The organism is [Flexibacter] sp. ATCC 35208 (assembly GCF_001975825.1).
Lineage (GTDB): Bacteria > Bacteroidota > Bacteroidia > Chitinophagales > Chitinophagaceae > Chitinophaga.
Genome location: NZ_MTKN01000036.1, coordinates 32612 through 54045 on the forward strand (window position 1 = coordinate 32612; position 21434 = coordinate 54045).

Sequence of the window (21434 nt, forward strand, 5' to 3'; positions counted from 1 at the left end):
TTAGTTTTGTGGTTCGGAAAATCCTTCAAAGGCGCTCTTTACAGGGCGGCCTATCCAGGCATAAGGTTGTCTGGCATGCAGGGCAAATGCAATGGTGGCAGCCAGGTCATATGTATATACAGGCTGTGTGATCACATAACCGGGTTTTACATCTTTGCCTGAAAAGATCATGGCAATTTCTGCTTCTTCAGGTGTGGCGCCGCCATGACTTTTGCCTTTACCACCATGGTCTGCAGTGATGATCACCAGTGAGTTTGGTGGGATGCTTTCCATGATGCGGCCAATGAGTGAATCGGTTTTGGCGACTGCCTGGTAGTATAATGGTGAACCATGGCCATATTCATGACCTGCATGGTCTACGTGATCGAAGTGCACAAAGGCAAAGAGCGGTTTCTCTGCACGTATATATTGAATAAAATCAATAGCGGTGGAGTCTTCTGTATTGAAATGGCGGTCATGATTGACGGCTTTCTTTTCGAACAGGCGGCCAAAATCATCCCAGTGGTATACCGCGCCGATATTGGCTTTGGGATATTGCTGGTGAAGTACGCCAAAAATTGTAGGGAAGATACCTTCTTCATTAGCTACTACCGGTGGCAGGGAATGTTTGTCGCGTTGCCAGTCATTGTCCGTGATGCCATGTTGTTCCGGGCCTGCACCCATGATCATGCTTGCCCAGTTGGGACTACTGCTGCTGGGTAGTACAGTCCTCACATTCCACTTTACGGCGCCGTGGGCGATGAGGTTATGCATCACAGGTGTTTTTGCCTGTTTGATCCCATCAGGGCTCATGCCGTCTACCCCGATGATGATGACGTGTTCGATACCTTTAGGCAGTTTCTCCTGTGCTTTCAGGAAGGCTGGTAATAATAAGATACAACCTGTCAAAAGTTTTTTCATATAGCGTTGATTATGATGTCCAGTGCATGGTCCATTTCTTCTTTGGTCGTAATCAGGGGCGGGTATAGCGATAATACACTGCCGCTGGATACTTTGAAACTCAGTCCCTGCTCCAGGCAGCGGTACAATGCCTGCTCTGCATTGTCCGCTTCTATTGCCCAGAGCATTCCTTTGCCTCGTGTAGAATAACTTTTCAAGCGGGAACGGATATGTGCTTCCATTTCCATTACGTGATCTAATACCTTATATTCTTCCATGTAGTCCAGTGCAGCCAGAGCGGCGGCAGCACCTAATGGGTTCTTTTCATGGGTATAATGCCCCAATGATATATGTGCCGCTTTATTAAATTCTTCTTTACAGAGCATAGCAGCCATAGGCACCAGTCCGGCGCCCAATCCTTTGCCTAATACAACAATGTCTGGTACGATGTCGTATTGCTGCCAGGCGTAGAGGGTGCCGGTACGACCCATGCAGATAGGGATTTCATCCAGTATCAGCAGCACACCATGGCGGGTACATATCTCTCTCAGTCTTTTCCAGTATTGAGTAGATGGAATGATGACGTCTGTGCTGCGAATGGTTTCGGCTACCAATGCGCCAATATCGCCTTCTTTTTCGATGACATATTCTATGTAGTCTACATAAGCCATTTCATCTTTCCAGATGCCACGTTGTGTATCTGGTGGTGGAACATGGATATTACCGGGTAAGAGGGGGCCGATATCCTGGTGAAACTGGTATTCCCCACCTACGGAGATGCTATCCATGGAGGCGCCGTGGAAGGAATCGTACATAGAGATGGTCTTGTATTTTCCTGTAACCACGCGGGCGAGTTTCAATGCCATTCCGATGGCAGAGGTGCCACCCGGCGCAAATAATACCCTGCTTAGTTCTCCTGTAGTCAGTCTTTCCGCCAGCCGGATAGCTGGTTGGTTGGTAAACCTTCTGGGAGAAAAAGCGAGGGTATCCATCTGCGCTTTCACCCTGTCCGTGATGTATTTATTCTGGTAACCGAGTTGGTGGACGCTGTTACCATGGAAGTCCATGTATTTTTTGCCCTGGTGGTTGATGATGTATATACCGGCTGCGCCGGATAGTACGTCCATGCAGGGGGTAGAGAGTGATTGGTGCAGGAATACTTTTGCATCTGCAGCCAGTAATGCAGTTGTGGCGGCGTCTGTGTGCCGGGTCAACCATTGTTGGCGACTTTCGGATAGGTTTATATCCCCTTCTTTTGATGAAAATTGCGGTTGCATATTGGCAAATATCTAAAAGAAATAGTTTAGTTGGGCTTAACAAATTGTTAAGTAATAGTAAAAATAAGGGATGTGGTTTAATTTACTAATACTAAACAATTGAGAATTTTCGGATTTCGGCTGCGGCAAAACCCGAAAATTCGTCGTGGAGGGCGTTTTGCCTGCGGTTGTAGGCTAACAGGTATAAAAGACTTAATTTTTAATTAATGTTGGCTTAACCTAATCGCAACTTTTGTAAAATATATTTACAAATATTAAACTTTCTCACTAATGCATCGTTTACTTAAAAATGCTTCCGGCCCCTGGTTTACCATCTGGTGCCTGATCGCTTCTTTTGGCACTTACTTTTGTATGTATGCTTTTCGTAAACCGATGTCTACAGGTCTATATTCCGAATACACACTATTTGGGATGGGGTACAAATCCATCCTGATCATTTCTCAGGTACTGGGTTATATGACTTCCAAATTCATAGGTATCAAAGTCATTTCTGAACTGCGGCCGGCAGCGAGGGTAAAACTCATTATCGGGTTGGTCGGGTTTTCAGCTATTGCGCTGTTATTTTTTGGTCTGGTACCTTATCCCTATAATTTCATTTTCCTGTTTTTTAACGGTCTCCCATTGGGTATGATCTGGGGCGTAGTTTTCAGTTTTCTTGAAGGGCGTAAATACACTGAAGTCCTATCTATTGGTCTCAGCATCAGTATTATCGCGGCAAGCGGTATTTTAAAAACTACCTACCTGGAAGTCCATAGTCTCTTTCCAGGTATCTCTGAATTCTGGCTTCCATTTACTATTGGCGCCATCGCATTTCCTTTCTTCTGCTTTTTTGTGTGGATGCTTTCTGTCATTCCTGCTCCTTCCGAAGCAGATAAAGCACTACGGGCAGAACGACCACCCATGACGCAGGCAGACAAAACAAATGTGCTTCGCCAATATGGGCCGGGTATTGCCTGTATTATGATCGTCTACTGTATGCTTGCTACCATGCGCGATTTCAGGGATAACTTCTCTGTAGAGATCTGGAATGAACTTGACGCACACTGGAACAAAGCTGTCCTTGCCCAAACCGAAGTACTCTGCAGCATTTTTGTGCTGGTTGCGGTTGGCGCACTCAGTTTAATAAAGAATAATGAAAAAGCTTTTCATGTAACTATGGGTGTAATCATTGCTGGTATTGGTATGGGAGGTATTAGTACTTTATTATATCATGTACACCTCATCTCTGGATTTAACTGGATGTTATGGTTGGGCATAGGACTATTCTTAGCATATGTGCCCGTTCAGGTCGCTCTTTTTGAAAGGATGATTGCGCTGTTTCACATCCGTGCCAATGCCGGCTATTTTGTATACCTCTGCGACGCCCTTGGCTATCTCGGCAGTGTAGGAATACTCTTCTATAAAGAATTCTTTGCTAAAACAGTGAAGTGGTCAGATACAATGGCCCAGTTTAGTTGCATCATGACGATAGGTGGAGGGGTGCTCTTGATTACGGGAATGTTGTTTTTTAAAAAACTCTTGTTAAATAAAGAAATAAGCTACCAGGATTAAGGCAGTATCCTCCCCGATATTGGCTGGGCGATGCCCCTGTCTGCCATCAAAAAAGATGGAATCACCAGCATATAAGGTATGTTTCTCATTGTTGATCAGGTACTCGACAGTGCCCTGTACAATATATTTATATTCATAGGCCTCCGTCTTCACCATATTGGTTCTTTTCGCGCCTGGCTTCAGTTCCAGCATCACAATATCTACCGGGAAGTTCTTCAGGTTGCACGTCATAATGCGCTTATATTTAAACCCTTTTGTCTTTTCTTTTTCGAATTCATAGTAGTCTTCGCTCCGCTTAACAATCACATGCGATGCGGTCGCCTGTTGCTCGATGCCCTTGAAAAATTCATTCAGGTCCAGGTCCAGCGAAGTAATAATATTCATCAATACCAGCAGAGAAGGAATAGTACGGTTATTCTCGATCTGTGAAATAAGACCCTTGCTCACTTCGGCCTTGCTGGCCAGCTCCTGCACAGTGATCCCTTTAGCTTTACGAATCTCTTTAATCTTGTTTCCGATTTGTATCAGTATATCTTCCTGCATAATATAAGATAAGGCTTCGGAGTAAAGATAGAATTTTTATCTTTGCTCTGTCGTGGGAAAATTACGCCTATACATATTAATGGGTCTCTTTACGCTGCATACCCTCTCCTTTGATCAGCTCATGAAGCTACCGGTACTGGTGATGCACTATATTGAGCATCGCGCACAAGATGGAAATCTGAGCGTGGTGGAGTTTCTTTCCATGCACTATTTGGGTGAGGATGTCAATGACGGTGACCAGGAACGCGACAACCAGTTACCCTTCAAAAAAGTAAGTACCACAACCGTTCATCAGGTATTCATACCATTTGCCAAAATTACAAATCTCAAAGTACAGGCGGTAACCAATATCACTATAAAATATCCGGAGCTGGACGACGATCGTCTTCCTAATCCTGCTACCAGTGCCCTTTTCCGTCCTCCACGTGCATAACCTCTTCTTACATATTTCTTAGCTAAGGAAGGCACCCTTCCTGAAATTTCTATTTGATCGAATCTGATATATTATGCTAAATAAAATAATTAGCTTTTCTGTAAAGAATAAGCTGATCATTGGGCTATTTGTAATAGCCCTTATCGGCTGGGGCACTTTTGAAGTCACCCGTTTACCCATCGATGCAGTTCCCGATATTACGGATAACCAGGTGCAGGTACTTACTGTATCTCCTGCTCTCGGAGCCCCGGATGTAGAGCGACTCATTACCTTCCCGATTGAACAATCCTGTAGTAATATACCGGGTCTGAAACAACTCAGAAGCTTTTCCCGCTTTGGGCTGTCGCTCGTTACTGTCGTTTTCGACGATGGAACCGACATTTATTGGGCTCGCCAACAGATCGCCGAGCGACTGGCACAGGTACAGGATGCTATTCCTGATGGCATCGGAAAGCCTGAAATGGCACCTGTGACTACCGGGCTTGGTGAGATCTACCAGTACGTAGTAAGGCCCAAAAAGGGTTATGAAGGTAAATACACCCCTATGGACCTTCGTACCCTGCAGGACTGGACGGTGCGCCGTCTCCTGCTCGGTACACCCGGTGTGGCAGACGTAAGTAGTTTTGGGGGTGAACTGAAGCAATACGAGATCGCCGTACGGCCAGAACAACTCAAAGCTTACGGCATTAGCATCGCCGATGTATTTAACGCACTGGAAAAGAATAACGAGAATACCGGTGGTGCTTATATTGAAAAAGGTCCTACCGTACTTTATATCCGAAGCGAAGGGCTGACAGGTAGTCTTGCAGATATTGAAAAGATTGTTGTAAAGAATCTCACCAACGGTGTACCCCTGCTTATCCGTGATGTGGCAGAAGTACACCTTGGCGCTGCCACCCGCTATGGCGCTATGTGTTTTAATAAAGAAGGCGAGGTCGCCGGTGCGGTCGTGATGATGCTGAAAGGCGAAAACTCCTCTGCGGTGATCAAAAGAGTGAAAGAAAAGGTAGCAGAAATACAAAAAGCATTGCCGGAGGGCGTGGTCATAGAGCCTTTCCTGGATCGTACCAAAATGGTGAACAATGCTATTCAGACTGTTGAGCACAACCTGATGGAAGGTGCACTCATTGTGGTATTCGTGCTGGTGTTCTTTTTGGGTAATATCAGGGCGGGGCTGATAGTATCTTCCGTAATTCCCCTCTCCATGTTGTTCGCCATTATCCTGATGAACAAGTTTGGTGTAGGCGGTAACCTGATGAGCCTTGGTGCGATTGATTTTGGTCTGATCGTAGACGGTACCGTGATCGTAGTGGAAGCAATTTTGCATCGGTTCTCGCATTCTAAGTTGTCGAAGATTACACAGGAGCAGATGGATACGGAGGTGAATAAAAGCACGGGAACGATGATCCGCTCCGCAGTATTCAGTCAGATCATCATCCTCATTGTATATATTCCGATCCTGTCTTTGCAGGGAATTGAAGGTAAGATGTTTAAACCAATGGCATTTACCGTGGCATTTGCCATATTGGGAGCATTCCTGCTTTCCATCACATATGTACCGATGATGAGCGCCCTGTGTCTGAATAAAAAGCTTTCTCATAAGGCCTCAATGGCCGATAAAATGATGGTACGCCTGGAACGGTTCTATCAACCGTTGTTGGGACGTGTAATGAACTTCCCAAAGACTATTATTGCAGGTTGCGTGGTATTGATGGCAGCAGCAGTGATCATACTCGGACAAATGGGGGGTGAGTTTATCCCACAACTGGAAGAAGGTGACTTTGCCGTAGAAACCCGCCTGCTTACAGGTAGTAACCTGAAAACGACTATCAAAGCCACGCAGCAGGCCTCTGGTATCTTATTGAAAGAATTCCCCGAAGTAGAAAAGGTCGTGACGAAAATAGGTAGTGCGGAAATTCCTACAGACCCGATGCCGCTGGAAGCTGCGGATATGATGGTGATCCTGAAAGATAAAAAGGCATGGACCTCTGCAAAGACCTTCCCGGAATTGTCTCAGAAAATGACAGAAGCGCTCTCTGTGGTACCGGGTCTCAGTGTTGGTTTTCAGTTTCCTGTACAGATGCGTTTCAATGAATTGATGACAGGTGCCCGTCAGGATGTGGTGTGTAAGATCTTTGGTGAAGATCTTGACTCACTCGCATTCTATGCGAACAAACTGGGAGAGGTCATCCACACCGTGAAAGGCGCGGTGAATCTTTATGTTGAGAGCGTAACCGGTATGCCACAGATCGTGATCAATTACAACCGCGATGCCATGGCCCGCTATGGCCTTAATGTTAGCGACATTAACAGGGTGGTGAATACGGCCTTTGCAGGTCAGCGTGCGGGTGTGGTTTATGAGGGCGAGAAGCGATTTGACATGGTAGTCCGGTTAGCTGGTGAAGCGAGACAGAACATCTCTGATGTAGAAAACCTGCTGGTGCCTGCTGCCAATGGTATGCAAATACCACTATATCAGGTGGCTGAAATTAAAGAGATCGAAGGACCGAACCAGATTCAGCGTGAAAATACCCGCCGTCGTATAATTGTCGGTTTCAACGTAAATGGTCGTGATGTACAGACCATTGTACAGGAGCTGCAACAGAAGGTAGCTGTGGAGGTGAAATTGCCTTTGGGATACTCTATTGTATACGGCGGCGCTTTCGATAACCTGACAAATGCCAAACAGCGTTTATCTATCGTAGTGCCGATCGCGTTATTGCTGATCTTCCTGTTATTATATTTCGCTTTCCAGTCTGTGAAACAGGGTTTGCTCATTTATACAGCGATCCCATTGTCTGCTATCGGGGGCATCTTCGCTTTATGGATACGTGACATGCCGTTTAGTATCTCTGCCGGCGTAGGTTTTATTGCGCTCTTTGGCGTGGCAGTATTGAATGGTATCCTGCTGGTGAATGAATTTAACAGGTTGAAGAGTGAAGGCTGGCATGATGTACGCCGCATTGTGATCCATGCAACCAAGTCCAAACTGCGTGCGGTATTGATGACGGCATTGGTTCCATCACTGGGCTTTATTCCAATGGCGGTCAGTGCAGGTGCTGGTGCAGAAGTACAGAAACCACTGGCCACCGTGGTGATCGGTGGTTTGATCATATCTACGATGTTGACGCTTTTTGTATTACCCGTATTATACATCCTTTTTGAAAAAGGATTCCGCTTTTATAAAAAAGGGGTTGCTGTGGGCATACTTTTGTTGGTTGGAACAGCTATGAATGCGCAACAAAAGGTGGGCTTGCAGGAATCACTGGATCTGGCGGTAAAAAATAACCTGCATATCAAAGCAGCGAAATCTGGGGAAGATTATTATGCCATGTTGCGCAAGAGCAGTTTCAATCCTGAGAAGACACAAATTGGTGCGGAATATGGACATATCAACAGTATGGCGAATGATAACAGGTTCACCATCTCTCAGGGGATTGATTTTCCTACTGTCTACAAGCGCCAGCGTGATCTGGGTATTGCACAATGGCAAATCAGTCAGGCCAGTACCCGTAACTCAGAGAATGAGCTGAAGGCAAAGGTGAAATCTACCTTCTACCTCCTGCTGGTATTACAGGAAAAACAACGACTGCTTCAAAACGCGGATAGCATCTATGCAGCCTTTGTAGCCAAAGCGACCTTGCGACTCAAAACCGGTGATACCGATGCACTGGAAAAAGCGACGGCAGAAAACCAGCGCTTACAGATCGCCTCGCAACTGGCCATCCTGCAAACAGACTATAATGCCGCATTACAGTTGTTTGGTGTGTTGCTAAACAGCAGCACGCCTGTGGTTCCAGCGAGTGATACCCTGGTATACCACCCGGCAGCACTGCCGGACAGCAATAGTCTGAACAACTCCCCTATCCTGCAATTGCAACAACGACACCTGGATGCGACCAGTGCCGAATACAAACTGGAAAAGAGCAGAATGCTGCCTTCTATTAATATAGGTTATGCAAATAGCAGCATTATCGGCTACCAGAATGTAACAGGAACTGACAGGTATTACGGTGGCGGCACGCGCTTCTCCGCAGTCAGTGCAGGTGTAGGCATTCCTATCTTCGGTGGTGCACAGCGTGCGCGTATAAAAGCAGGTAATATCCTCATTCAACAGCAGCAGCAGGAAATGGCGGCTAATAAACAGCAGCTGGATCAGGAACTGAACCGGGCATTGACCAGCTATTACCGATACCAGGAGCTGTTAGCATCATATATTTCTATCCAATTGCCCAATGCCGGTATCCTGATCGAAGGTGCCAACAAACGATTGTATAGTGGCGAAAGCAGTTACCTCGAATGGACGATCCTGATCAATCAGGCCATCGAAACACGGAGCAACTATTATAATCTGATCATAGAAACAAACGATGCCGCTTTTGACATCGAGAAAATCAGCGGAATTAACTAACTTATTTAAATACTCAACATGCGGGATATATTAAACGTTCTTGCAAGCTCACTGATCATCATGACCGGCTGTCACTCTTCATCCGGTAATAAGGAAACGACCAAAACGAATGCTGTAGATAGCAGCAATATCGTACAATTGTCAGCTATACAGGTCAAGAATGCAGGTGTCATCACCGGGAAGCCTGAACTGAAAAAGATGCATACCTCACTGAGGGTGAACGGTGTGATCGACGTACCTCCTCAAAACCTCGTCTCTATCAGCATCCCATTGGGTGGGTATCTGAAGACCATGAACCTGCTGCCGGGGATGCAGGTAAAGAAAGGACAGGTATTGGCAGTGCTGGAAGATCCGCAGTATGTACAGTTACAGGAAGATTACCTTGTGGCCAAAAACAAGCTGACCTTCCTTGAAGCAGATTTTGCCCGTCAGCAGGAGCTGAACCAGTCCAAGGCGAACAGCGACAAAGTATTGCAACAGGTAAAGAGCGACTATGAAAGCCAGAAGGTGATCGTACGTTCTCTCTCCGAGAAACTGCACCTGATCAACATCAATCCGGCAAACCTGCAATCATCAAACATTAGTCGCCAGATCAGCATACCCGCACCCATCAGTGGATTTGTAAGCAAGGTGAATGTAAACACCGGCAAGTATGTAGCGCCTACTGACGTGTTGTTTGAACTGATGGATCCGGCCGACCTGCACCTGAGTCTCACTGTATTTGAGAAAGACATTTCTCAGATCAGTCATGGGCAGGAAGTGATTGCCTGGTCGAATAACAGCAGTGAAAAATATCAGGCGGAAGTACACTTCATTACACAGGGTGTAGATGAAACACATGCTGCAGAAGTACACTGTCACCTGAAGAAATACGATAAGCGACTGGTACCGGGTATGTTTATGAATGCTGAAATTGCCTTGAACAATGCGCAGGTAAAAGCATTACCGGATGCTGCGATTGTAAAGTGGCAGGGTAAAAACTATGTGTTCAAAGCGGATACCGGCTATATGTATACCATGGTGCCTGTAGAACTAGGTGCGCATACTGATGGTTTCACTGAAATAAAAACTGTTTTACCTGAAGGAGAATATGTGATAGACAATGCCTATTCTGTTCTCATGAAAATGAAGAATAGCGGAGAGGATGAATAATAAAAACAGGGGCTGGCATTTTCTGCCAGTCCCTAAATTGTTTTCCCTTCTTTTCCAAACTCCTTCCTGATCCCTGCCAGTATATCTTTTTGTAAGATGGATATATCGCCTCTTTTTAAAGCTGCAAGACAACTATGTCGCGATACGTTGATAATAGCCCCACCAGTCATCTCATACTTTTTAGCCACCTCAGATAACAGAGAAGCGTCTTCCATGGTCACATGTGCTGGGAATGATTGTTGCCAGAGCCGTTCACGTTGTGCAGGCCCCGGTACAGGAAAATAGATCATCGACTGAAAGCGGCGACCAAAAGCTTCGTCTATATTTGCTTTTAAGTTTGTAGCCAGTACCACCAATCCCGGAAAATCTTCGATCCTTTGTAACAGGTAAGCTACTTCCTGATTTGCATAGCGGTCATTTGAAGAGGTGGTGTTGCTTCTCTTCCCAAACAATGCATCAGCCTCGTCAAAGAATAATATCCAGTTTTTATTGATGGCCTGATCAAATACACCCGCCAGATTTTTCTCAGTCTCTCCTATGAATTTTGATACGACCATGGATAGGTCAATACGGTATACATCCAGCCCGAAGGTCTTACCCAACAGGCAGGCTGTTAAGGATTTGCCGGTACCCGGAGGCCCATAAAACAATGCCCGGTAGCCGGGTTTGATTTTGTTACTCATTTTCCAGTCCTGCAGCAGTGTCTGTCCATATTCAACCCAGGTTCTTATTTCATCGACTTCGGCCATGGTTCGTTCATCCAGTACCAGGTCGTTCCAGTCCAGACCCGTTTCAATTCTTTTGGCAGGAAAGTGTATACTGTAGTCAGGTTTATGAGGTGTACCTAAGGTAAAATAACTGAGGTATTCATTCGTTACCTGCAATGCGCCACTAAAGAATGGTTCATCTGCATGTGCGGGTTGAATACGCAGGATATTATGTTTGGCGAAGAAATGATCGGGTCCTAATAATTGTTGCAAGAGGAATCGCTGTTCCAGCTGATCGCCTGCTATTACAAAAGCGGCAGTTTCTCCGGTAGGCAGAAAGCCGCCGTGTTGCTGGCCTTTGATACCTCCAAATTCTGTAAACCCTCTATCGTAAGTGCTATTCCTGAGGTAAAAGATATCAAGCAACTGTGGTTGGATATGGGGAGCGAGTGCGAGTAATAATAAGATCCTTTCGGGGATGGTGACATTGTAGTGTTTCAGGATCCGCGCATACACTGAATCATCGGAAGGTAATGCCGGTGGCGCAGGGGAAGAGATAGTACTTTTTTCAAAGTATTGCTGCATGCGTACTTCCAGTACCTCTCTGAGCCACGTAAACTCCTGTTGTAAAACGATGGCATTTGAACTGATCAGCAGGGTGTCCATTCCGTATAAAAGAATTTATCTGTCCAGGAAGTTTTGATCATACCAAAACTCCATGGCAGGGTTTGTAAAATAATATCGTATCCCCGCGGCGTCACTTTTTGAAACCAGGCGTCCTGGGCCTGCCATACCAATCCTTCACGTTGTAGAAAGCTGGCGCGAAAACTATCTACACTACTGTTTCTCATTTTCTCCCATTGCTGAATGGCAGCGTTGATGAGTTGGACGGCTAACTCCTTTTCAGGTTGCGTAATTTCAATATCTGGTGTCAATGGTTGTTCCAGCGGATAATTGCAAAGGATCTTATTTAGTACCAGTTCATGTTCTGCATGATCGGTCCGGCCATCTACGAGTAGTTGCAATAACCGGATAGCCCTTTGTTGCGCCTTTGAATCTACGAATTTACCATTTTGCAATAATTGCAACCGGTTGAAGTAGGTATGGAAATAAGGATGCAATAGTACCAATCCTGCATTGTTGATACGTATACCTTCCTGTTCTGATGTAGCCATCTTCTTCTTTGGAATTTCTGGTGTTATTGGCTGTAATATACGGCGGGTTGCTCTTTCATCAAACTGTTTCAGGAAATCATGTAAAGCCTTTTTATATTGCTCCGCATCTTTCAGGATCAATTTCCCTCCCAACCATTGCAGGTTAAAGACCCTGAATAAATGCCGGATCCGTTCCCTTTCAATATTGTCGGCACCCAGCAGTACGAGTTCTTCCTGCATTTCCTTCAGTATATCCACCGTGAATATGGGTGCATCTGCCAATAGTAACCAGAATTCTTCTTCTCTCAGTAAATGGGCAATTCGTTGTATCGCCGGTGCCGCCTGCAATACCTGTGTGTAAAATCGTTTTTTATCGGTGGCTTTGCGCCAGACCTCTATAAAGCTATCCGTCTGGTGGTCATTCAATGTCTCCTGCAAATAACGGATGGTATCGCGCTCTACATATTCTGCCAGTTGTTTTTGAATCTGCTCTTCCAATGGATTGACAGGTTTGGCAAACAGCTGGTGCATTCTTAGTCGGATTTGGGGGAACCGCACCGACTTCTCCCACAGGGAAAATAACAACACGGCTCTTTTTCGGTATAATAATATAATCGCCTGTTGCAAGAGCCCATTTTGTAAACCGGGTTGCAGTTGTGTAAACCAATATGGCAGGGCTTCACCGCTTAAGAATAAGGTAATCAGGAACACAGCCTGTTGCCATACCTCTTCCCTATCCGATTGATCCGGTATGGTGTCATACCCGATCCATGATGCAGGGAGCGGTACATTGGGACCATAGGGATCCAATATACGCCGAACCATAACATCTCCGGATGTAACGAGTAAAAAATACGCCAGCACTGATTCCCTTGTAGTCGCAATGGTAGGCGATACATCCGAGAATTTCTCTTCATACAGTTCCCTGATCAGGGCAGCCAGTGAGCCTGCCGGTATTTCTTTTTTATAAAAGATCAATGCCTGTCTGAAGGTATACAGCAATCGTATATAGCCGATATTGAAGTGATGCGCCAGTTGTTCCAGGTTACGGCGAATGAACGTCTTCCTGTTAAACTGACCGCTGTTATCTGTTACGAGATAAGTAAGTACAAACAGCCACACCATTTTTTCAAATTCTTCCTGCGTGGCTTTAACTGCTGGCCGTTGTTGTTGCAGCATCAGCACATTGGCAATGTAACCATAGATAAACTCCGCCTGATCCGGTTCCAGTAAGGATATCAGCTTTTCCAGCGTATGCCTGGAAAAGTGGTAGACAATCCGGCGCAGTACATAGTCTGTCTGACTAATGCCGATGATAAACCTGCCAAAGCGATCCGGTGTAGTGGTGGTCAGCCGGATCATGTATTCATCCAGCAATGCGCCTTCGCTACTATCCGCCCACCATGGCAAGGTACCTGTCACCAGGTAATGTTCCAGCAAGGCATATAGTCGTTCCGTTTCATCTTTAAAATACAAATTGCCGGTATCCTGCGTCAACAGTTCCAGCTTGCCTTCCAGCGCATCACGGAGTGCTGCGATAATGCGATCCGTTATTTGCTGCTCAAAATTGTCATACGCGAGCTCCCCCAGATCCAGTTCCAGCCGCTCAATCCACACACTTTCTCCGTTCGCGCCCAATTGGTTGAACAACGTGGCCGTAGCCGGTTCTATACTTTGATTGAACACGCGGCTGATCCTGTCCTGCAATTCACCAGCCAGCTCCCTTTCTGTAAAGGTCGCATCCATCACTATCTGCTGTATCTTATGTGAGAAAGTCAAGTATTTTATCTTTATTGTCCTGATCAAAATAAGCGGCCTCAAATTTCCGCATATCATTTACGCCCAGCCAGCGGAATTTCAATTTGTATTGTGTAGGTGTCAGGTCCCTGAACAGTGATTCTGTGAATCGTCTGAACTCTTCATACTGGCACCTGGCCGGCCATGCGGAGAGTACAATGGTAATATTAAACTTAAAAAAGGATTCAGGCAGCACATGCCAGGGAGTGGCCATAACAAAGAATTCTATATGCCCGCTTACATCCTCCAGGGCCTTTTCTCTATCCACGAAGGTGAGGTGATGTGCTTCTTTCAACACTTCTCCTTTGCTGTTCTTCACCCTGAATCCATAAACAGGATCTGTAAACAAGGGTTTGAGCAGGGTATGTTCCACCACATAAAACCCTTCCGATTGTATACTGATGTTTTTGAGATGCCGGATCATGGCTATCTGCGCAGCAAGGGCTGCTTCCTGGGTGGTATGTCTGGCTACTGCCTGCCAGATGCGCTGACCGGGCGATTTGTATAATACAAGATAATGATCGTGGTTTTCCACAATTCTGTAATGCACCGGATCAATTCCATATTTGAGTAAATGCAGCGGTTGATGCCCGAAATAATAACCTTCTTCATCCGGTGGTATTTCACTCACCACATGCAGTATCTCATCGGATATATACACCGTAAATTCCTCCGAAGGATGATCATTTGTAATACTCAGGTGGGATTTCTCAAATACGGCCGTCAGTCGTTCGCCCTGTTCCTGGTGTATGAACAACAATTGCCGCAGGGCTTCCTGATACCCACCAGCTTCTGCCTGTATACGTGCATACATCAAATCGGGCAGTTTTTTGAGCAATCCTGCTTTCCATTCCAAGGTGCTAATGCCTCCATATAAGCGCTGAAAGAGGGTAATTGGATATGGTAGCAAGGGTAGATTAAATCTGGCCAGTAAATGGTCTAAAACAGCCTCTTTCCGTTCGTTCGATTCTCCGGTCTGTGGCAATGCATCCAGGTATCCCGGATCCAATAGTTGTGCTATACCCGGAACGTCATCCAGGGATTGGGAAAAGTAGGTAGATTTCTCCGCAGGGGAAAAGAAATGGCTGATATTGCCCAGCTGTGCCGCGTAATTGGCCAGTACCTGCTCAAAAAACAACAAATATCCCTTTAATTGCTTCGCCTGTGCTTTTCTTGCATCTGTTTCATCTTTGGAAATGCCTTCCCGTCCTATCCCATAGATAGCAGGGAAAAAATGTTGTATGGAATAATATTTACCCAGATCTCTGTATGTACTTTGCAGCGTAGTATCGATCATTGCTACCTGCTGTCCTGTATAATGTCGTTTCCGGATTTCCTTGATCCGCTCGAATACATTCCAGAAAAGCGCGTCCTGCGAATGATGTTCAAACTGGTCACTGACGATGCTGATATCATTCATACTGTTACTGATATCAACGGATGCAAAATAACCGGATGGTATGCGCACCTGTTTGTTACTAAAGTTGTTACCATCCAGAGAGAGGTACAGGTACTTCACCTGCAATACGCCATCAAGGCTGGAAATGGCTTTGATTAGTTCTGCAGGATCTACCTGTATCCTTAATGGTTTGAGGTCTTCATCAGGAATAAAGCCGCCGGAGAGCAAAGGACCCGAGTAGATTTCTTCCGTGGTCTTTCCCATTGCGAGCAATTCAGCTTCTGAGAGAAATCTTACCGGGGGATGAATGGTCTGCTCAATTGTATTGCAGATATAGGCCAGTGTTTCCTTGACGTGTTGTTTGCCATCGACGAGTATTGCAGCCTTAATAGCTATGTTGAGGGGACGCAGTATCGTAATCTCTTCAAAGTTTTCTCCCAGGCTGCGGTACCGCATCAAACAACCTTTGACATCTTCTTTCAGCTGATCGTATTGCCCGGTGGTGGTAATGCTCTCATCCGGCTGTACCAATACTTTGAAGATACCTTTACAGATTGTACTACCAGACTTCGCAACCACGGGTTCTATCCACACCTGCTCTACACCCACTACCTGCCCAAGCAGGAGTTTACAGAAATCGGTAGTGGTTACCGGGCCTGAGCTCAGCACTTCTCCTTTGTTAAAAAAGGCATGTGCCTTTGGATCGATATGTCCTGTGGGGCCGGCCAGAATTTCCTCTATAGGGAAACCTGTTTTGTAGCGCAGGTCCGTCATTGCAAAGCACAACTGTTCCAGCATGGTCACACCCGGATCATGAATGTTATAGTCTGTCCATATATGCCCGGATAACTTTTGCACCATGACCAATGCCTCATCTCTCAGTCTCTCATAATCAGAGGGCCCCTCCTTTTTGATCTGTATAGGCTTACTGTTCATTAGTGATAACATTCAGCAGGTAAGAACGATGCATCATCCCACAGTCGGGTGATCCTGTAATAAATTTCTACATCTTTACCATAGTTGCTGTTTGTGCGTAACTGCAGGCTATAATTCTTTGTATTTCCTTTCCATCGCAGGCGAAGTCTGTTCCAGAAGAAACCATAGTACGCATCCGTACTGCGAATGCTATTGCGCCCGTTACCAAAGGCACTCACAGCGATGGCATGCATGATGGCAAACCGGCCTGTATTCTTTATGCCAACCCTTGCCATTACTTCCATCGCCTGGCAATTATTGAGACCTATTAGTATATCCTGCCATTTTCCATTGGCGGGTATCGTGCCACAAATATAATTGCCTACACGGCCCTCCATGGCAATAAAACCATTGACCTGCAATCGGGTGTTTTCACTACAGGGTGCTCCCAACCCCATACTGCCATTGGAATGTAGGAATACACTATGCGCATCCCGCTTTACTTCTTCTGTTTCTGTGGTAAATGCCTGCATGCGCAGGGTCGGGCTGGTGCGCTCATCTTTTTCCATCATGAAAAATGGCGATTGTTCGTTTGTATTGCGGTAAAAGCTGATCAATTTGTTAGAAGTACCCAACGCCTTTACCTGTAAGCCATTTTCTTCATCTTTTGCAAACCCGTCTTCCTGCTTATTGATGGCAGAATCAATCAGGAAGGCAAAATGGGTTTCAGTAGGTATTTTCCCATTTTTAAAATGCTCTTTCAGCTCTTCTCTGCCTAATGTTTTAGATGCCATAATGTAATTATTTTGAGTGAATACTTAATCGTATCATTTCTCCTTCCATATCATTGTTATCTGCTGTATGTCCATAATTGGGCAGCAGCTTTTTGCCTACTATCATCTCTTCGCCGGTAATCATGCCATTGATGCCGATGGGTGAAGGCTCCCTGTATATTGATTCGCTGATAACATTGATAAGGTGGTGATTGGCGGGGATTAATACAGCTCCGGGTGTGGAAGGCATGATAAATTCAACATCTTCCAAAGCAGTATCCAGTGCACAATATGTTTTTTCCCCCGTCTTTGGATCCGTTTCTGTAAAAAAGTGTACTAATGAAAATGCTGTCATATACGTTACATATGGCAGTTTCCTGATAAAGCTGATCAGGTCTGTCAGGTAAATCCTGCTACCGATGCTCAGGTCCGCATCTTTATCGTAAAGCCATGGGGTAAGGAAGTGATGGATGTCATCCTGCATTCTGTTCAGGTAATAGTTGCTATCATTGTCATAAAAGCGCACATCGCAGATCACCTTTACTCTCTCGTATACCGGATTGTGTACGGCTACTTCCATATAAGGCGGCATCAGACTTTTTACATAATCACGGATGCTGTAGAGTGTGGCCAGGTCAGTTCTGGGCTCAGGCATTTCCATTCCTTTCTGTAGTCGGGGTACCACGATCAGTTGCAGGTCTGGCCCTGTATCTTCATGATTCGAGATATACTTGGCAATGAGAATATCCGGGAAGGCTTCCAGTACCATTTGAATAATGTCTACGCCTAATACTGGTCTGTTCTTATGCCGGAGCCTTTCGCTCACACGTACATAATACTCTTCCTTTGTTTCAGCTGGTCTGCCACCAAACGAAGGAAAGAGCTGGTAGACCTGCTGTATACCTCTCACTTCTTTCTGCAGGCTTTTGATAGATAAGGGGGGAAGACTAGTGCTTATCGCAGTGTCTGCCTGTTCCCTTCTGACAATACCTGCATTGAGAAAGATGCCTTTCACCATTGGTCGTGTGGCAGGAGCTTCGGCACAGGACAACCGCAGCCATTGAATACCGGGTTCCAGACGGGTATGGCCGCCGGCATCCAGCATCGGCATTTTTAATACAACGATGCCACTCCGGATAAAGCTTTGTGTACTATCCGCCAGTATATGCTGTTGCTCCAGTGGCAACCACTTGTCATTATGCAGATAGCTCCATTGATAGCTTTGCAGTGTGCCGGTGGTGTCGGAATAATATTTTTCTTCCAGCTGAAATAAGAACGAAAGGATTTCCTGTTGTTTTACCTTTTCCAGCCCGATATATAAATTCGCTGCATGTTCAACTTCAGGCAGCAAAGTAAATTCTGATTCATTTGCCTGCGGATAGGCCAGCCTGTACCCAAAAGGATAGATATGTAACAATGCCGTATGCCGATTCACATCTTCCACCAGTTCTGGTTTGAACACTTCTGTATGTTCCAGGTCATACTCCACTGTGATAGATTTCACAATGGGAATATATGGTGGATTTGGGATCCGGCGCTTTTTGGCCCATTTATTCGCATTGTGGGTTACAACTTCCGGGAATAGCTGCGTATACAGGCGATGCCCGAAAGCATCTGGTGGTCCTGTGAGTTCCAGTCTCACCACCCCATCTTCGTAGTAACTACTTTTCCGGGGACTGTTATTGAAATTTATTCTGAGAAAATCGATATGCCGGATGTCTGTTTTTTCTGACAATTTCTTATCCTGTCCTAATTTGAACAGGTGAAATTGTTGCCGCTTTTCTTTTGCAGGCAGAAAGACGCCATCCCGCATATTGCTTAGGCTTACCTGGAAAGCATCGTTCGTTATGCCTGCATTATAATCTGCATACCAGTTATCAAAGCCGCCTTCTACAGCAGGCAGGTCCAGCCATTCCAGCTGCAGGGTAAACTGTTTCGTATAACGGTTAAAGATATTCGCATTTGTGATCTGCAGGTAGCTGCCGACAGTAGGGGCTGGTCCAAATAACTGAAATGGATTCGCCGCACTCAACGGGCCTACATTATTCTGCAACTGCACCGACCTGAATCCTTTTACTTTTGCATGGATAGTGACCCTGTCCAGTTTCATGTATTGCAGGTAAGAATAGGGATGATGGAAGCTGCTGTTATTGAGCTCGATCTTTACCATCGGGTGTACGATCTGGTACTTTTCGCCATGCAGTTTTGGATTGTATGCAACAGCGGGAGGAGCCGTCATACCTATTGTATAAGAAATCTGTATACCATCTGTTGTAAACCTTGCTGTATATTCCTTTATCAAAAGCCATCCTTCCGGCCCGGTATAATAGATCTGGAATGCGGAGGAGAGCAGTTCCCATTTTAACACATCTTCCTTTCTGTTCATCAAAACAGAGAGATTGGAAATATAGCTATTGAGCTTTTCAAAACTTGCTGGTGTACCATATAAATGAATCGTCACTGTTCTGGCACCTTCTTCGAGGCATAATACCGGTGATGCCAGTATGAAACCCATAGACATGATATCCATGGTCCGGTTATTGTCACCCAGTTCTGCCTGTTCTTCACCCAGCATAGGCCATGACTGTACAGGAGGTGCATCCGGCAAATATGCGGCCGCAGTTGGAATGGTCTGCTTCTTCATATATAACTGTGTTTCTACCATATCCTGTTGCGCATCGTCACGAGCCCTTATCTGTTTGTGATGACCAACAAACACGGTTCGCAGGGCGACCAGCCTGGTCTGCGATACGGGTATTTTGAACAACAGGCGGAATAGCACATGGGGCTTCCCCTTCACGAGTTCCGCAGGGAACAAGGTATTTTCCGGCAATACCTGATTAGGGGCATTGGGCATGGGCACTATCAGCACATGTACAACATCCGGTTCTGCGTTTTTAAAAGGAATGCCGAGTACCGTCGTATAGTAATATTCAAGATGCCGAGCTGTGAGTCCGTTGATCTGTTGCTGCAGTTGTTTGTATAATTCAAGAAATGCGAGCAACAGCCCGATATGCGGATGGTGCTGATGTTCTGGTTCCAGCAATTTCAATTGCCGGTTGGCGGCGCTGGTCACCTGATAGAACGTGGCACGAAGGCGGTTGTAGATTTCATTCAGGGATTCATAACCCAGAAAGGTGCCGGGATGTGGATACTGTGCAGCCCGTTGTGCACTTCTGGCGAATTGTCCTGACGGATCGACGGTATGTAAGGTCGTCCCTGGCTGAAAGAGCGCCAGTGCCTGGGTTTCGTAACTCAACAGATGGTACACATCGAGTTCCACACTGTCCATCACCTGATCAATGTAATTCCAGAAGGCCGCCGCTGTATCTGCTGTTCTGGCCAGTTGCAGCTGATGGCCCAGTAAGATGGCGATGGTATATAACAGATCAAACAGGGCTGTCAATCCTTCCCTTAGTTGTTCTTCATTGCCTGCTTTTTCAAGTCCCTGCCGAATGTCCTGTTGTACGGTCTGATAAGCGCCAAAATCTAATCGTGCGATATATTGTAAAACAACCCGCAGGTCACCCTGCAGAAATTCCTGCCAGTGACCATCTGGTTCGTTCTTTAGGTTATAATAACGGATCTGTTTTGAAAACTCCACCAGCTGCATGAGCAGGTCTGCGGGACTGCGGTCATCGATCTTTACATACGATGGATGCAAGGCGGGCAGGTAACGCTCTGACTGAGTAACCCCATCTCTGATATAGTCAAAGAGATGCTTCATGTAAGACTTGTACCCTCCAGGAAGTAAAACGGATATACCAGATTATGCCTGGTATTGGTAATGATGACCGTATAATTCAATTGAATGTGCAGTATTCCTTTCAACTCATCTCTGCTCAGCAATTCAATATTGACGTCTTTCACTCTTGGTTCATAATTCAGGAGTGCGTAGTAGATCATATGCTTCATTTCGCCCATCAGGGAAGAAGCAAAATTTTCGAAGACCAGCTTATTCAGATCACAGCCAAAGGTGGGTTGCATCAGTCGTTCGCCGGGAATGGTACTGAGAATGATGCGAATGCTTTCTTCGATATCAGCAATATCGGATACCATAATGGCGGTGCGGCCTACCTTGTCAAAAGAAGGCGGGAAGCTCCAGCCTGTACCTAAGAATGATTGTATATCCATGTTATCCTCCTATTAATACGGTTGGACATCCTATTACAATTGAACCACCGTGTGCGGTGCTGTCGCCCATTCTGGCTGCAGGTTTGCCACCTATCATGACGGTAGCGGAACCTTTCACAATGGTATCCGGCGGACCGGTACATACGCAAATATCGCCCAGTACAGCGGCCGGCATTTTGCCAATGAGCACTGTCGGCATACCCGGACCAGTTATAGGGCCACCTACGTGTGATATTGGTGGCAGGCCCGGTGTTACCATCGGGCATACATGCATATCGGTGAGTCTGGCTGCGGGAGTTCCCATGTTGT

Annotated in this window: 14 protein-coding genes; 4 read left to right on the forward strand and 10 right to left on the reverse strand. The window is 45.9% G+C overall.

Annotation, left to right across the window (positions count from 1 at the left end; translation table 11 throughout):
• Positions 1–900 carry an alkaline phosphatase family protein gene (locus BW716_RS21270; RefSeq protein ID WP_083725745.1) on the reverse strand — a complete coding sequence of 300 codons (900 nt, stop codon included), beginning with the start codon at positions 898–900 and terminating at the stop codon, positions 1–3.
• The gene (locus BW716_RS21275; RefSeq protein ID WP_083725757.1) at positions 897–2156 is read right to left on the reverse strand and encodes an aspartate aminotransferase family protein; all 1260 of its coding nucleotides are present in this window, start codon (positions 2154–2156) and stop codon (positions 897–899) included. The genes BW716_RS21270 and BW716_RS21275 overlap by 4 nt, the downstream gene beginning before the upstream one ends.
• A 270-nt stretch (positions 2157–2426) precedes the next feature.
• Here BW716_RS21275 and BW716_RS21280 point away from each other — a divergent pair, with 270 nt between their 5' ends.
• A complete protein-coding gene (locus BW716_RS21280; protein WP_083725759.1) occupies positions 2427–3707 on the forward strand; it encodes a DUF5690 family protein in 1281 nt (426 codons plus the stop codon).
• Here BW716_RS21280 and BW716_RS21285 read toward each other — a convergent pair.
• On the reverse strand, positions 3678–4250 hold the full coding sequence (locus BW716_RS21285) for a helix-turn-helix domain-containing protein (RefSeq protein WP_083725761.1): 573 nt from the start codon (positions 4248–4250) through the stop codon (positions 3678–3680). The two genes, BW716_RS21280 and BW716_RS21285, sit on opposite strands and share 30 nt — an antisense overlap.
• Before the next feature lie 52 nt (positions 4251–4302).
• Between BW716_RS21285 and BW716_RS21290 the strand changes: the two genes are divergently transcribed.
• The 3 genes from BW716_RS21290 to BW716_RS21300 all read left to right on the forward strand — a co-directional run bounded on the left by BW716_RS21290 (position 4303) and on the right by BW716_RS21300 (position 10246).
• Positions 4303–4683, forward strand: a complete 381-nt coding sequence (locus BW716_RS21290; protein WP_143708949.1) for a hypothetical protein — start codon at positions 4303–4305, stop codon at positions 4681–4683.
• 73 nt (positions 4684–4756) lie between these two features.
• A complete protein-coding gene (locus BW716_RS21295) occupies positions 4757–9094 on the forward strand; it encodes a CusA/CzcA family heavy metal efflux RND transporter (protein WP_083725764.1) in 4338 nt (1445 codons plus the stop codon).
• Between the two features lie 18 nt (positions 9095–9112).
• Positions 9113–10246 carry an efflux RND transporter periplasmic adaptor subunit gene (locus BW716_RS21300; protein ID WP_083725766.1) on the forward strand — a complete coding sequence of 378 codons (1134 nt, stop codon included), beginning with the start codon at positions 9113–9115 and terminating at the stop codon, positions 10244–10246.
• Positions 10247–10278: 32 nt separating this feature from the next.
• On the opposite strand, the gene BW716_RS21305 is transcribed toward BW716_RS21300, so the two are convergent.
• Genes BW716_RS21305 through BW716_RS21335 form a run of 7 tightly spaced genes read right to left on the reverse strand, consistent with a single transcriptional unit; the run spans position 10279 to position 21429 of the window.
• Complete coding sequence (locus BW716_RS21305; RefSeq protein ID WP_083725768.1) at positions 10279–11619, reverse strand: ATP-binding protein; 1341 nt, start codon at positions 11617–11619, stop codon at positions 10279–10281.
• Positions 11604–13886, reverse strand: a complete 2283-nt coding sequence (locus BW716_RS21310; RefSeq protein WP_083725770.1) for a contractile injection system tape measure protein — start codon at positions 13884–13886, stop codon at positions 11604–11606. The genes BW716_RS21305 and BW716_RS21310 overlap by 16 nt, the downstream gene beginning before the upstream one ends.
• On the reverse strand, positions 13870–16239 hold the full coding sequence (locus BW716_RS21315; RefSeq protein ID WP_083725772.1) for a hypothetical protein: 2370 nt from the start codon (positions 16237–16239) through the stop codon (positions 13870–13872). The genes BW716_RS21310 and BW716_RS21315 overlap by 17 nt, the downstream gene beginning before the upstream one ends.
• Positions 16239–17012 (reverse strand): hypothetical protein, encoded by a 774-nt coding sequence (locus BW716_RS21320; protein WP_083725774.1) that lies wholly within the window; start codon positions 17010–17012, stop codon positions 16239–16241. Before BW716_RS21320 ends, BW716_RS21315 begins: the two co-directional genes overlap by 1 nt.
• 7 nt (positions 17013–17019) lie before the next feature.
• Positions 17020–20718: a hypothetical protein gene (locus BW716_RS21325; protein WP_083725776.1), complete on the reverse strand. Its 3699-nt coding sequence runs from the start codon at positions 20716–20718 to the stop codon at positions 17020–17022.
• Positions 20715–21125 carry a GPW/gp25 family protein gene (locus BW716_RS21330; protein ID WP_083725778.1) on the reverse strand — a complete coding sequence of 137 codons (411 nt, stop codon included), beginning with the start codon at positions 21123–21125 and terminating at the stop codon, positions 20715–20717. Before BW716_RS21330 ends, BW716_RS21325 begins: the two co-directional genes overlap by 4 nt.
• Before the next feature lies 1 nt (position 21126).
• Complete coding sequence (locus BW716_RS21335) at positions 21127–21429, reverse strand: PAAR domain-containing protein (RefSeq protein WP_083725794.1); 303 nt, start codon at positions 21427–21429, stop codon at positions 21127–21129.
• Positions 21430–21434: the final 5 nt, after the last annotated feature.

Excerpts from the sequence above, each read along its gene's own strand:
- BW716_RS21270 (WP_083725745.1), bottom strand. The coding sequence starts at position 900 with ATGAAAAAACTTTTGACAGGTTGTATCTTATTATTACCAGCCTTCCTG.
- BW716_RS21275 (WP_083725757.1), bottom strand. The coding sequence starts at position 2,156 with ATGCAACCGCAATTTTCATCAAAAGAAGGGGATATAAACCTATCCGAA.
- BW716_RS21280 (WP_083725759.1), top strand. The coding sequence starts at position 2,427 with ATGCATCGTTTACTTAAAAATGCTTCCGGCCCCTGGTTTACCATCTGG.
- BW716_RS21285 (WP_083725761.1), bottom strand. The coding sequence starts at position 4,250 with ATGCAGGAAGATATACTGATACAAATCGGAAACAAGATTAAAGAGATT.
- BW716_RS21295 (WP_083725764.1), top strand. The coding sequence starts at position 4,757 with ATGCTAAATAAAATAATTAGCTTTTCTGTAAAGAATAAGCTGATCATT.
- BW716_RS21300 (WP_083725766.1), top strand. The coding sequence starts at position 9,113 with ATGCGGGATATATTAAACGTTCTTGCAAGCTCACTGATCATCATGACC.
- BW716_RS21305 (WP_083725768.1), bottom strand. The coding sequence starts at position 11,619 with ATGGACACCCTGCTGATCAGTTCAAATGCCATCGTTTTACAACAGGAG.
- BW716_RS21315 (WP_083725772.1), bottom strand. The coding sequence starts at position 16,239 with ATGAACAGTAAGCCTATACAGATCAAAAAGGAGGGGCCCTCTGATTAT.
- BW716_RS21320 (WP_083725774.1), bottom strand. The coding sequence starts at position 17,012 with ATGGCATCTAAAACATTAGGCAGAGAAGAGCTGAAAGAGCATTTTAAA.
- BW716_RS21325 (WP_083725776.1), bottom strand. The coding sequence starts at position 20,718 with ATGAAGCATCTCTTTGACTATATCAGAGATGGGGTTACTCAGTCAGAG.
- BW716_RS21330 (WP_083725778.1), bottom strand. The coding sequence starts at position 21,125 with ATGGATATACAATCATTCTTAGGTACAGGCTGGAGCTTCCCGCCTTCT.
- BW716_RS21335 (WP_083725794.1), bottom strand. The coding sequence starts at position 21,429 with ATGGGAACTCCCGCAGCCAGACTCACCGATATGCATGTATGCCCGATG.